General features: G+C 30.3%; 14 protein-coding genes. 4 read left to right on the top strand and 10 right to left on the bottom strand.

Going from position 1 to position 12,306, the window contains the following annotated elements:
* The first annotated feature begins 13 nt into the window (after window positions 1-13).
* Window positions 14-571: a YeeE/YedE family protein gene (locus BMY33_RS08425; protein WP_091407495.1), complete on the top strand. Its 558-nt coding sequence runs from the start codon at window positions 14-16 to the stop codon at window positions 569-571.
* Between the two features lie 4 nt (window positions 572-575).
* Window positions 576-989 (top strand): DUF6691 family protein, encoded by a 414-nt coding sequence (locus BMY33_RS08420; RefSeq protein WP_091407493.1) that lies wholly within the window; start codon window positions 576-578, stop codon window positions 987-989.
* Here the strand turns inward: BMY33_RS08420 and BMY33_RS08415 are convergent, their stop codons facing one another.
* The 9 genes from BMY33_RS08415 to BMY33_RS08375 form a co-directional block, all read right to left on the bottom strand.
* Window positions 990-1,982 (bottom strand): 2-hydroxyacid dehydrogenase, encoded by a 993-nt coding sequence (locus BMY33_RS08415; protein ID WP_091407491.1) that lies wholly within the window; start codon window positions 1,980-1,982, stop codon window positions 990-992. It lies immediately after the preceding gene.
* Window positions 1,963-2,634, bottom strand: a complete 672-nt coding sequence (locus BMY33_RS08410) for a hypothetical protein (protein ID WP_091407489.1) — start codon at window positions 2,632-2,634, stop codon at window positions 1,963-1,965. The genes BMY33_RS08415 and BMY33_RS08410 overlap by 20 nt, the downstream gene beginning before the upstream one ends.
* Window positions 2,635-2,667: 33 nt before the next feature.
* The gene (locus BMY33_RS08405) at window positions 2,668-3,105 is read right to left on the bottom strand and encodes a hypothetical protein (RefSeq protein WP_091407488.1); all 438 of its coding nucleotides are present in this window, start codon (window positions 3,103-3,105) and stop codon (window positions 2,668-2,670) included.
* A 12-nt stretch (window positions 3,106-3,117) separates the two neighbouring features.
* A complete protein-coding gene (locus BMY33_RS08400) occupies window positions 3,118-3,969 on the bottom strand; it encodes a universal stress protein (protein ID WP_091407486.1) in 852 nt (283 codons plus the stop codon).
* A 67-nt stretch (window positions 3,970-4,036) separates the two neighbouring features.
* Window positions 4,037-4,885 (bottom strand): universal stress protein, encoded by an 849-nt coding sequence (locus tag BMY33_RS08395; protein ID WP_091407485.1) that lies wholly within the window; start codon window positions 4,883-4,885, stop codon window positions 4,037-4,039.
* A 129-nt stretch (window positions 4,886-5,014) separates the two neighbouring features.
* On the bottom strand, window positions 5,015-5,866 hold the full coding sequence (locus BMY33_RS08390; protein ID WP_091407483.1) for a universal stress protein: 852 nt from the start codon (window positions 5,864-5,866) through the stop codon (window positions 5,015-5,017).
* Window positions 5,867-5,910: 44 nt separating this feature from the next.
* On the bottom strand, window positions 5,911-6,828 hold the full coding sequence (locus tag BMY33_RS08385) for a universal stress protein (RefSeq protein WP_091407481.1): 918 nt from the start codon (window positions 6,826-6,828) through the stop codon (window positions 5,911-5,913).
* A 12-nt stretch (window positions 6,829-6,840) separates the two neighbouring features.
* Window positions 6,841-7,689: a universal stress protein gene (locus BMY33_RS08380; protein ID WP_091407480.1), complete on the bottom strand. Its 849-nt coding sequence runs from the start codon at window positions 7,687-7,689 to the stop codon at window positions 6,841-6,843.
* 210 nt (window positions 7,690-7,899) lie between these two features.
* A complete protein-coding gene (locus BMY33_RS08375) occupies window positions 7,900-8,808 on the bottom strand; it encodes a universal stress protein (protein WP_091407478.1) in 909 nt (302 codons plus the stop codon).
* A gap of 117 nt (window positions 8,809-8,925) precedes the next feature.
* Here BMY33_RS08375 and BMY33_RS08370 point away from each other — a divergent pair, with 117 nt between their 5' ends.
* Window positions 8,926-11,325 (top strand): heavy metal translocating P-type ATPase, encoded by a 2,400-nt coding sequence (locus BMY33_RS08370; RefSeq protein WP_091407476.1) that lies wholly within the window; start codon window positions 8,926-8,928, stop codon window positions 11,323-11,325.
* Window positions 11,325-11,933, top strand: a complete 609-nt coding sequence (gene pdxH / locus BMY33_RS08365; RefSeq protein ID WP_091407475.1) for a pyridoxamine 5'-phosphate oxidase — start codon at window positions 11,325-11,327, stop codon at window positions 11,931-11,933. Before BMY33_RS08370 ends, pdxH begins: the two co-directional genes overlap by 1 nt.
* Before the next feature lie 63 nt (window positions 11,934-11,996).
* Here pdxH and BMY33_RS23445 read toward each other — a convergent pair whose 3' ends face one another.
* The gene (locus BMY33_RS23445; RefSeq protein ID WP_155839795.1) at window positions 11,997-12,146 is read right to left on the bottom strand and encodes a hypothetical protein; all 150 of its coding nucleotides are present in this window, start codon (window positions 12,144-12,146) and stop codon (window positions 11,997-11,999) included.
* Window positions 12,147-12,306: the final 160 nt, after the last annotated feature.

Below are 12,306 nucleotides of genomic sequence, written 5' to 3'. Positions count from 1 at the left end.
AATTTGTAAAAGAATGAATTGGTTATATGAACCATGGCCTTGGTATGTGTCAGGACCATTGATATCATTGGTAATGTTTTTGTTGCTTATGATGGGTAAAAAATTTGGGGTATCATCCAATCTAAGAACAATGTGTGCTATTTGCGGAGCAGGTAAAACAGCTGATTTTTTTAAATTTGATTGGAAATCTCAACGATGGAATCTTGTGGTAGTTTTTGGGATAGTTATAGGTGGTTTTATTGCAGAAAATTACTTGTCTTTTGATACTAAAGTAAATCTGAATGCTAATGTAGTAAAAGATCTTCAAGCAAAAGGTTTTGCGGATGCTGGAGAAAGTTACATACCAAGTATGTTATTTTCTGATCAGGTTCTAATGACTCCAAAAACAATAATTATTCTTGTGATTGGTGGAATATTAGTGGGTTTTGGTGCTCGCTATGCAGGAGGTTGTACATCTGGTCATGCGATTTCGGGTTTAAGTAATTTACAAATACCATCACTTATTGCTGTTGTTGGTTTCTTTATTGGTGGTTTGGTGATGATTCATTTAATTTTTCCTTTATTATTTTAAGCATATGCGTACAGTTGTATATTTAGTAATTGGTGTTTTTTTTGGAATTGTTTTGTTTAAATCAGAAGCTGCTTCGTGGTTTAGAATTTATGAAATGTTTCAATTTGGATCGTTTCATATGTATGGTATCATAGGATCCGCTGTAGGACTTGGTATTGTTATCGTTCAATTTATTAAAAGATATAAAGTGAGATCTTTTTTTGGAGATAAAATAGTTATTCTATCAAAAGAAAAAAGTTTTTATCGTTATATGATAGGAGGGATTATTTTTGGTCTAGGTTGGGCGTTAGCTGGAGCTTGTCCAGGACCAATGTTCGTTTTGTTAGGTGCAGGGTATTTACCAATTGTAATAGTGATCATAGCTTCCATCTTAGGGACATTTTTGTATGGGTTATTTAGAGATAAGTTACCTCATTAATTAGGGTATAAGTTCATTTTTAGAAACCATGTTTTGTTGCCAACAATTGATGTTATAAAAAGTAGTTTCTGCAATGTTGGTTAATGCTTCGGTTGTTGCAAATGCTTGATGCGGAGTTATTAAAACATTGGGTAAATCTATTAATTGTTTTAATAATGAGTCATCTGGTTTGTCTTTAGAATGATCATAGAAAAATAAATCATGTTCATATTCATATACATCGGATCCGTATGCAGCAATTCTATTCCATTGTAAGGCTTCTATGAGTTCTAAAGTATTTACAACAGCCCCTCTAGAAATATTTATGATATATACCTCTCTTTTCATTAGATGTATAAGATCTGCATTAATCATATAATGAGTTTTTGAGTTAAGAGGCATGCTTAACATAATAATGTCAGATTGTTGACATAAATTCTCTAATGATACATATTGAATATTGTTTGTTTTGGCAAAATCGATATCCTCATAAATATCAGTTGCAATTACATTACAACCAAATCCTCTTAATATTTTTCCAATTACTTTTCCAATTCTACCAGTTCCTATAATACCAACGGTTTTATTATTGAGATCAAACCCAATTAAATTACTAAGGGAAAAATTGTAATCATTGAATTGTTGATTTGATATAATTAGTTTACGATTTAACGCTAATAATAGTGCCATTGCGTGCTCTGCAATTGCGTGAGGTGAATAATCTGGAGTATTAGCAACTTTAAAACCTAATTCTTGCGCAATTTTTAGATGTATGTTATCATAACCGGCAGATCGTAAAGTAATATATTTGACTCCAAATTCTTTTAATAACCGTAGTGTTTTTGAAGAAGCATCATCTGCAGAAAAAATAGAGACTGCATCAAAACCTAGAGCCATCATAGCCGTTTTAGAAGTAAGTCTTTCTGGGATGTATTTTATCTGATGAATATCTTTGTTTGCTTTTTCAAGAAAAGGTATTTCAAAATCTTTAGCACTATAGATCAATATTTTCATCGGTAATTTCTTCTTCAATAATTAATAATTTCTGTCCTTTTAATGCCCAAATCAACACTTTTACGTAATCACCAACAGCCTTTTTTACGTTTTCAGGCTCAGTAATGTCAATGGATCCTTTCCAAATTAATTCTCTTTCTTTATCGGGACATATACAATACAAAGATGTTTCTACGTGATAGATTTCATACTCTTCATAGTAATCATCTTCATAGTAAATGTCTTGGTTTTTATAGTAATCATCTTTAAAATTTCTGAAATCTTTATCCATATTTCGATAAGCCTGAACTACGGTTACTCTATCTTCTACAGCTAATACTTTGGATAATAAAATAGCATCAAAACCTGCTTCCAAAAGTTTACCTTCCATAGTCATTAGATCTTCTTCTGTTTTTGGAGAGTCGGTAAATGATTTTTCGAAGAAGTCAAGGCTTTTTTCTGATGTGACTCCATTTTTTTTGAGTGCTGCAGTGAGCTTCTTTTCGAATACTTTTCTTCCATCAATATCAGAGGTCATTCCTATTACCAATACTTTGTTAGCCTCAAAACTTTCAATATCAGGGTTTTTCCAAACTTCTATGAGTTCACTGGATGAGCAACTGATTAAAATTATAGTTATGATTGTTAAGAATAGTTTATTTAGTGTATTCATAGGTCTTATATTTAAGTGAAAAGACACGAGTTATTAGAATTCCTTAATCGCTTTATAATTTGATTTACTTTTTTTGAAATAATCTCTTATTAAAGCTTTCGTTTGGTTTTCAGTTAAACTATCAGATTTAATAACTGCGTTTACTTTTTTGCTGAGATCATTATAATTTTCATCTAGTTCTTTTTTGAATTTTTCACCAGCTTCAGCAGGCCCATAAATCACAATACTATCAGAATCCTTAATAATAGGAATGATCTTTTTAAAATAAGATTTGAATTGATGTTTTTCGCGTTCTAAGAATTTACTATCCTGAACAACATCTTGAGGTCCGCCTTTCATTTTAGTTCCAGAACCTCCATGAATTCGATAATCTTCTATTTCTGAAAAAATTGTAGTCATTTCTTCGTTGTTTTCTTTTACGTTGATGATATAAGCTTTTTCCTTATCCATCCATATTCCTATGTTTTTCATAATCAATTTGGTTTAATTTTTAATATCGTGTAATGCTAATACTGGTACTTTGGAATAGTATCCTAAATTTTTGACCATAGGTCTAGAAAATATACTTCCAAAGAAAGAATGTTTTCTGTTTATAAAAGTAATCAGATCACTATTTCTACTTTCTACAAAAGCACTGAGTCCTCCTTTTACATCTACATTATGTAGGGTATGAAATGTATGGGGTATATGTTCAAAATATTCTTTTAGTAAATTTTGATTATTTACTTGTTCTTCATCCAAAATATCTTCTTCAGAAATGTGTAAAAAACGAATGGCTGCGTTACTGATTTTTGCAATTTCAATTAGATATTGTAATTCTCTACGCTTAACTTGTGTTTTGTAATCTGTAGGGAATACGATTTCTTTTGGTTCTTTATAGATTGTATTTTCAGGAATTGTCATCACTGGACAGTTTCTTATTTTCTCCATAACCAGAATGGCATTACTGCCGTATATAATATCACTTGCGTTTGTAGATCCTTTAGTTCCCATGATGATCATTTCGATATCTTGTTTATCTACAATATCTTTGATGCTTTCTAGTAAACTATTGAATTGAGAAATCATAATAAACTTGTGATTTGTGGATTCATCTCTAAAAGAAAGGCGTTGTAATATTCTTCCTAATCCTTTTTCTGATTTTTCCTTAGCTTCGTCATACATCTTTTCTCCAGGTTCTGGAATCATCATACTTTCTAAAGCATAGCCAGTAGCATTAAATACATTAAGAATATAAAAATCACACTCTTCATTTTTATATAATTCAATTGCATAACTTATAGCGTTCCAAGCATTTTTAGAAAAATCCGTTGGTAATAAAATTTTCTTTTTCATTAGATAGATTTTTAAAGATTAATGAGATAAATATATAATGGGTCATAGTTAAATACTATGACAATTATCAGGTAGCATCAGGAATTACCAAAAAAGGTATGGATGGATGAAATCCTATTTTTTTAATTACTGGTTCATGTGTTATGGTTTCTATTAAACTATGTTTATAATTAACCATTACGACCAAACTGATATTGAATTCATCTATAAAATTATTGATTAACACAGCTTTTTGCTCAGTTTTTGAACCCCAATGAAGACTGTGTGTGAAATCGTTAAGAAGTTTCTTTAATAAGTTATAATTATACTCTTGTATATCATCTAATTTTTTGTCTTCGTTGATGTGAAAAATGTGTATGTTGGAACCAAATAAAGACGCCACATCCAGTAACGGTTTTATTTCTTCTTCTAGATAAAATCGTTTAAAATCAGTAGGAAATGCAATTTCTGCAGGTTTATTGAAATTAAACTCATTAGGAACAATTAGAACAGGACAATGTTTTATTTTTTGAACTACTTTTACAGTATTACTTCCCATAAAAAGAGAGGCAGCACCAGTAACTCCTTTTGTACCCATAACGACCAAATCAATATCCTTATTTTTGATAGTTTTGTTAATTGTTTCCGTTAAATCTTTTGATATAGAGATAGTTTCGAAGGTATGTTTAAGACCTTCTGAATCTCTAACGATTGAATGGTATGTTGTTGCTAAAGCGTCAACGGATGTAGCACTTAGTCTTTGATATGTTGCATCTCCTTTGCTTGTATCAATTCTACCAGTAAGCACTGGTGTATTGACTTCGAAAGTATTAAGAATATAAAATTGACATGGTTGATTTTGAAATAATCTTGTAGCATAAAAAAGAGCACTATATGCGTTGTCTGAAAAATCGGTGGGAACAAGTATTCTTTTCATTGTTTTTTTGTTTTGTTTATTTACTATAAAAGTATTTTTTAAACATTATGAATACTATGATAATTCTCATATTTGAAATAAAATAACAATACGTTTTTGGAGATAATTATTAATTGATTACCTCTATAATTAGATATGATCTGCGGGTATTACTAGGAAAGGAATTTTGGTATGGAATGTCATTTTTTTGATAACAGCTTCTCTGGTTAGACGTTCAATAAAACTATGCTTATATGTAATCATTGCTAATAGATCTATTTCTTGTTCATCTATAAAAGATTGAATTCCAATTTCTACATTAGAAGAATCTGGTATCATGTGAAAATTAAATTTCACATTCCTAAAAAAATCCTCTAGAGTGGTAGTGTTATAATGTTGTACTGTATTTAGTTTTGATCCATTGTAAACACGAACCATTTTTACAGTAGCATTGTAGTGTTTGGCTAAATCAATAATTGGATTAATTTCTGACTTATAATAAATCCTTTCGAAGTTTGTAGCAAATGCTATGTTCTTAATTGGCTTAAAAATTACATCTTCAGGAATTATAAGAATAGGGGGGTTAAATTCACTTTCTAAAACTCTTTTTATAGTACTTCCTAAAAACAGTTGTTTTGAATTTGAAACTTTTTTGGAGCCCATAAGAATCAAGTCAAATTTGTATTGCGCAGTCATTTGTCTTAAAACTTTGGTTAATGAACCAGGTTTAGAAACTGTTTGAAATGTATGATTTTTAAATAGTTTGGTGTTTTGTATATCTTCTAGAGTTTTTTTTAATCGATCTTCTGACACTATCTTGATGGATGTATAGAAATGACCGACTCTTTGAGAGCTCACTGTTGTAACTAATTGGGTAGAATTTAGGTCATAAGTATTAAGAATATAAAGCTCACAAGGAATGTTCTTGTATAATTCAAGGACATATACAAGAGCATTCCAGGCTTTATCAGAAAAATCTGTTGTTACTAATATTTTTTTCATCTTTCTATAAGGTATTCTTATTTACCTAACTATTCTGACTTTTGTTATGCGATTATATCTTCGTTCTCTTTTTCTTTTCTATTTATGTCGATGTGCTCACTTTTTTTATTTGATCCTATTCTTTTTTCTGAAGGGATTACTAAAAATGGGATGTTAGTATGATGTGCTATTTGATTAATAACAGGTTTAAACAAAAGGTTTTCAAAAAAAGAATGTTTATTATGTACCATAACAAGCATATTTATGATATTCATTTTTTGGAAATCTTCAATCGCTTCTATAACATCCATGCCATCTGCAATATGAAAAATATGAGCATTGTTTTTAAAATAGTTATCCACGAAATCTTTTATCTTTTCCTGATCTTTATCTAATGGGATACCATAATATGCATTAAGTAGATGTAGCCTTGATGTATGATTATCACAGATGTTTTTTATAAACGGAAGGTATTTATTGGTTGAGCTAAGGTTATAATCTGTCGGGAATAAGATCTCTTTTGGTTCTTCAAAATCGAAACCGGAAGGAACCGCCAAAACAGGACATTTTACATTTTTTATGGTGTACATTGTATGAGTTCCTATAAATATTTCTTTGGCACCTGTAGTTCCTTTAGTACCCATTACGATCAAATCTATATCATAACGCTCTACTGTATCTTTAATCTCATTAACTAACATATTAAAGGCAGAAATTCTTTCAAAACTATGTTTTGAGTTATTGAACTCTTCTTTTATTTTAGTCTCTATAAGTTCGATCTCTTTTTCTGAATTCATCCTTGCGATCTCCTCTAATCCATATGGCATTGGATTTTCTATGAGATATCCTACATTATAAGATACTGGTGTAAAGGTGTGAAGAAAGTAAAATGTACATTTTTCATTTCTAAAAAATTGCATTGCATATCGAATTGCGTTATATGCATTGTCAGAAAAATCGGTTGGTAATAGAATCCGTTTCATAATTCTCGTAGTTTAATTTCGTTGTAAATTTTGCATAGTTAGAAATGGTATTTTTATGTGTAATCCAATCTGATCTATGGTGGATTGGTGTAATACACATTCCAGATATGAATGTCTGGAGTTTACCATCACTAACATGTTGATTTCATTTTTTTCAATGAATTGATTCGTAACCTTGGTAATATCTTTTTCATTTGCAGTGTGAAAGAATATTTCTGCATCTGGCAAACACTCTTGAATAAAGACTTTATTATCTTCTTGTCGAATAGAAAGTTTTTCATATTTCGATACGTGTAAAAAATTAATAGAAGACCTAAAGCTTTTAGTCAATGTACTGAGTAATTTTAATTCTCTTCTTTTATAAGGCAACATATAATCTGTAGGAAAAAGAATGTTTTTTGGTTGTTGATACTTACAATTTTCTGGTATTACTAATACAGGAGATTTTACATATTTAAGTACTTGTAAGGTATTGCTCCCAAATGTGATGTTACGATCATCTGTTTTACCTTTGGTGCCCATAATAAGGATATCGATATTTTCTCGATCTACAAGATCGTTAGCTTCATCCACAAGTGTTCCAAAAATTGATGAGATTTTATATTCATGCCTAGGGTTTGGAGAAATCGTATTCAGTGTAGATAGTATTTTTTCTAACTCGGTATCAGAGTTTTTATGTGTCTGTTCTTTTAGTTTTTTTAAAGTTTTTCGAGAAATTAGTTCATTGTTATCATAAACTTCATCTGCATAGGCGTGAAATATCAAAAATTCACTCTTTTCATATTTGAATAACTCTGTTGCATATTGAATTGCATTCATTGCATTTTCTGAAAAATCTGTGGGAATTAATATTTTTCTCATTATCCTAACTATTATTAATTGTCATCTCAAAACTAGAGAAGAATAGGTTTAGAAACTATGACTTTTATCAGCTACTTACTTTTAAGAAATCAATTATCATGCTTAAGAATTAATATGCTTTGGTTGTTCCTTAATAAAAAGTATGAAGATCTAAACAGCGAAGTTGATTGTTATACTTCTATTATTATTTAAGAATAGTTTGGTAAACTATTATATTCCTTCAAGTTTAGAATGACTTTTTATCGTCTTAGAAAGAGCAGAACTCATCCCTAGTTCAGGAATTACTAATAAAGGTATTTGTGTATGGAACGCCATATTTTTAATTACGGGTTCTCTAGTTAGTTTATCTATAAAACTATGAGGGTAATTTAGCATAGCCAGTAGGTATATATCAAGCTCCTCAGCAAAAACTTTTATTGATTTTGAAATTGACTCACTTTGTGTTAATGTATGTTGGAAATAAGTAATGTCTTTAAAGTATTTTTGGAGCATCCCTAAATTAAATTTTTGCTCTTCTGTTAATACGCCTTTTTGCTTTTGTATGTAAATAATTCTAATAGTCGCTCTAAAAGATTTTGCTAATTCTACTATCGGTTGAAGTTCCTCTTTACTATAAAAATGAGTGAAATCTGTAGCAAATGTAATCTCTGATGGTTTTGATATAAAGGTAAAGTTTTCAGGAACAGCTATAACAGGACATTTTTTAATAGTGTTAATAACACGAACAGTATTACTACCCATAAAAACTCCCTTTGCTCCGGATGCGCCTTTTGTTCCCATAACGATGAGGTCTATTTTTTTAGATTTCACGAACTCTTCCATTACTTCAACTAGAGTTCCAAACGCTGCTATGGTTTTAAACTGATGTTTTTCGTTTATAGTAGTGTGTTCAATAGTTTTTTTTAGATGTTCTAGATTGGTTACCGCATTCGTTTTTATAGTGTTTTCGACATTTCTTTTGTAAGGCACATCAGAAATATGTACTAATTCATAAATGATCTTAGTATAAGCATTTAATAGAAAGAAGGTACAGTTTTCATCTTTAAAGAGTTCTGTAGCATAATCAATTGCATTCCAAGAATTGTCCGAAAAATCAGTTGGTAGTAAAATCCGTTTCATCATCAGTAGTTTTAAAGTGATATGCCAAAACTAAATCCTCGCTAGAGCTAAAACTATGATTTTTATCATATTATTTAGTTGTTGTCTTTTTCATTTTTGTAACAAATAAAATTAGGGATGATAGAATCTACGTGTTACCATTGTGGAAATGATTGTGATGCATCGGCAATTACCTTTGATCAAAAAACATTCTGCTGCAATGGGTGTAAAACTGTATATGATATTTTTTCTAGTAATGATTTAGATTGTTACTATGATTTACAATCTGCTCCTGGCAGTATTCCTAAGGAAATTGAAAAAAAATATGATTATTTAGATACTTTATCTATTGCAGAAAAGTTGATTGAGTTTAGTGATGATACTATAGGTATTAGTACGTTATATATTCCACAGATACACTGTAGTTCTTGTATTTGGATATTAGAAAATCTGCATAAGTTAGATGCTTCAATTATTAATTCTCAGGTTAATTTTCCTAAGAAAACGGTTCGAATTACTTTTAATAAAGAAGAAACATCGCTCAAAAAAGTTGTTTTATTACTTAATTCAATTGGTTATGAACCTTATATAAGTCTAGATGATTATTCTGACGGTCAAAAACACAATGATAGAAGTTTAATATACAAATTAGGAATAGCTGGATTTGCCTTTGGGAATGTTATGTTTTTGTCTTTTCCAGAATATTTCGAGGTATCCGAATACTGGTTAGAACAGTATAAATATGTATTTCGATGGTTAATGTTTGTTTTTTCGTTACCTGTAGTTTTCTATGCAACTCAGGATTATTTTGTTTCTGCATATAAGGGAATGAAATCTAAAATATTGAATATAGATATACCTATTGCATTAGGAATTACGGTACTTTTTTTAAGAAGTACTTCTGAAATTATATTTGATTGGGGAACTGGTTTTTTTGATAGCCTTACTGGGTTAGTGTTCTTCTTGCTATTAGGTAAGTTTTTTCAACAGAAAACGTATTCTTTTCTGTCTTTTGAAAGAGATTATAAATCTTATTTCCCAATCGCCATTACCCGGTTGAAATCTAATGAAAACAAAAAAGCGTGTACAGAAGAAAGTATTCAGGTATATGAGATCAAAGAAGGTGATCGATTGCTCATACGGAATGGAGAATTAATACCAGTAGACGCTGTTCTTATTAAAGGTACAGCGAGAATTGATTATAGTTTTGTTACCGGAGAAAGCGAATCGGTGACTAAACTATCAGGAGATAAGCTGTTTGCAGGTGGAAAGCAATTATATGGAGCTATAGAAATTGAAGCGATTAAAACTGTAGAACAAAGTTATCTTACCCGTTTATGGAGTAATGATGTGTTTAAAAAAGATAAATCTACGTCTTTTACTAATTTGACAGATGCGATAAGTAAATATTTTACGGTTGTTATTTTGAGTATAGCAATAATTGCTACTACCTTTTGGTTGTTTGTTGATGTTACCAAAGCTATTAATGTCTTTACAGCCGTTTTGATCATTGCTTGCCCTTGTGCATTAGCATTGGCTAGACCTTTTGCTTTGGGTAATACGCTACGGATTTTTGGGAGAAATAAATTCTATCTAAAGAATGCAGATGTAATTGAACAGTTAGCCCAAACGAATAGTATAATATTTGATAAAACTGGAACCATTACAACGAATAGCGAAAGTGAGATAGAATACCAAGGAATGGAGTTGACTCCTGATGAAGAATCTCTACTCAAAAATACATTAAGAGCTTCTAATCATCCGTTGAGTAGAGCTTTATACAATATTTTAGATGAACAAGATATATATACCTTGGATGAATATCAAGAACATATTGGTAAAGGAATTGAGGCCAAATTCATAGAACGTACCATAAAAGTTGGATCTTCTAGTTTCGTAGGAAATGATGAATTTTTGGAAATACAAAATACGAATGTGCATATAAGTGCTAATGATATCTATAAAGGGAGATATGTTTTCCGTAATCAATACAGAAAAAATATCAAGTATGTCTTTAATACTTTGAATAAAGCATATGAATTATCTATTCTATCAGGTGATAACGAAGGAGAAAAAAAATACTTGGAACAATTACTTCCTGTAAGTACTACGATGCTATTTAACCAAAAGCCAGATGACAAACTTAATTATATCAAGTCGTTACAAGAGTTAACAAAGAAAGTAATTATGATTGGTGATGGTTTGAATGATGCTGGAGCTTTAGCTCAAAGTAATGTAGGTATTGCTATATCAGAAAATGTAAATGTATTTTCTCCTGCTTGTGATGCTATTTTAGATGCTTCTCGATTTGATAAAATTCCGCAGTATCTTATGATTGCTAAAAAGACAATTAGCATTGTTAAGTCGAGTTTTCTGTTATCATTTTTGTATAATGCTATAGGTTTATATTTCGCTGTTACCGGACAATTATCGCCTATTATTGCAGCTATATTAATGCCTTTAAGTTCTATTTCTGTAGTTGTTTTTGTAACCATTTTAACCAATTGGAGCGGAAGAGAAATAAATGCAGAAGAATAATGGATATACCTTATGATCATAATCCAATAGAGCATTTCCAGAAATGGTTTTATGAGGTAGATAAAATAGATTCAGAAAATGAAACTAATGCCATGTTTTTATCTACAATGGGGTTAGACGGTTTCCCTAAAAGTAGAATTGTATTACTAAAACGTTTTACATGGGAAGGGTTCATGTTCTTCTCAAATTATAACAGTGAAAAAGGGAAAGCTATCGCAAATGACAATAAAGTTTCTTTACTGTTTAATTGGGTGAACTCTAAACGCCAAATATTAATTTTAGGCAGGGCAGAGAAGCTTCCGAGGAATATGTCAGAAGGATATTTCGAATCTCGTCCAGAAGGCAGTAAGTTAAGTGCTTGGGTATCTGACCAAAGTGAAATAATCAATTCTCGAAACGTATTAGAAGAGCGTTTGAAAAAATATGAAATTCAATTTCAGAATAAAGAAATTCCTAAACCTGATCATTGGGGAGGTTATATTGTTAAACCGTTTTGTTTAGAATTTACGAAACAAAATTTGCGAACAGGAATTACCTGTATTGTCAGGTATAAAATTAAAGTTGATCATAGTTGGCGGAAAGAAATAAAGTATCGAAAAGAAGTGTAATTTGATATAGGTGTAAAAATAAAGCTGAATTTTGGAGTTTATGTCAAAATTCAGCTTTTTGTATTATCGTTCAACTTGATAGGTGTATCTTTTATTTCCGGTAATAATATTTCCTTCATAATCGTAGAATTGCGTTATATAATTTACGAACCTGCTATATTGCGGAGTACCACTGTTTCGTGATATGTTTCGAATGTTTTGTAAAGTTCTCATGATGATTAGTTTTTTGATTGATGAATAATTAAATTGTTTAATTACCTATAACGTCTTTTAGCGTTCCAGATGTTTCCATTTGTTTTACTTAATTTTTTAGTGATTTGATTGTTGTCTAAAGTTCTCATAATTTTTGTTTTTTGATTGATTTGATGATTGA

This window comes from Aquimarina amphilecti (assembly GCF_900109375.1).
In the GTDB taxonomy this organism is placed as follows: Bacteria; Bacteroidota; Bacteroidia; order Flavobacteriales; family Flavobacteriaceae; genus Aquimarina; species Aquimarina amphilecti.
Note: the sequence above shows the minus strand (reverse complement) of the source record. Positions and strands in the feature narration are given on the sequence as shown.

Bases quoted from the DNA above. Each gene is read 5' to 3' on its own strand.
- BMY33_RS08425 (WP_091407495.1), top strand. From the start codon at position 14: ATGAATTGGTTATATGAACCATGGCCTTGGTATGTGTCAGGACCATTG.
- BMY33_RS08420 (WP_091407493.1), top strand. From the start codon at position 576: ATGCGTACAGTTGTATATTTAGTAATTGGTGTTTTTTTTGGAATTGTT.
- BMY33_RS08415 (WP_091407491.1), bottom strand. From the start codon at position 1,982: ATGAAAATATTGATCTATAGTGCTAAAGATTTTGAAATACCTTTTCTT.
- BMY33_RS08410 (WP_091407489.1), bottom strand. From the start codon at position 2,634: ATGAATACACTAAATAAACTATTCTTAACAATCATAACTATAATTTTA.
- BMY33_RS08405 (WP_091407488.1), bottom strand. From the start codon at position 3,105: ATGAAAAACATAGGAATATGGATGGATAAGGAAAAAGCTTATATCATC.
- BMY33_RS08400 (WP_091407486.1), bottom strand. From the start codon at position 3,969: ATGAAAAAGAAAATTTTATTACCAACGGATTTTTCTAAAAATGCTTGG.
- BMY33_RS08395 (WP_091407485.1), bottom strand. From the start codon at position 4,885: ATGAAAAGAATACTTGTTCCCACCGATTTTTCAGACAACGCATATAGT.
- BMY33_RS08390 (WP_091407483.1), bottom strand. From the start codon at position 5,866: ATGAAAAAAATATTAGTAACAACAGATTTTTCTGATAAAGCCTGGAAT.
- BMY33_RS08385 (WP_091407481.1), bottom strand. From the start codon at position 6,828: ATGAAACGGATTCTATTACCAACCGATTTTTCTGACAATGCATATAAC.
- BMY33_RS08380 (WP_091407480.1), bottom strand. From the start codon at position 7,689: ATGAGAAAAATATTAATTCCCACAGATTTTTCAGAAAATGCAATGAAT.
- BMY33_RS08375 (WP_091407478.1), bottom strand. From the start codon at position 8,808: ATGAAACGGATTTTACTACCAACTGATTTTTCGGACAATTCTTGGAAT.
- BMY33_RS08370 (WP_091407476.1), top strand. From the start codon at position 8,926: ATGATAGAATCTACGTGTTACCATTGTGGAAATGATTGTGATGCATCG.
- pdxH (WP_091407475.1), top strand. From the start codon at position 11,325: ATGGATATACCTTATGATCATAATCCAATAGAGCATTTCCAGAAATGG.
- BMY33_RS23445 (WP_155839795.1), bottom strand. From the start codon at position 12,146: ATGAGAACTTTACAAAACATTCGAAACATATCACGAAACAGTGGTACT.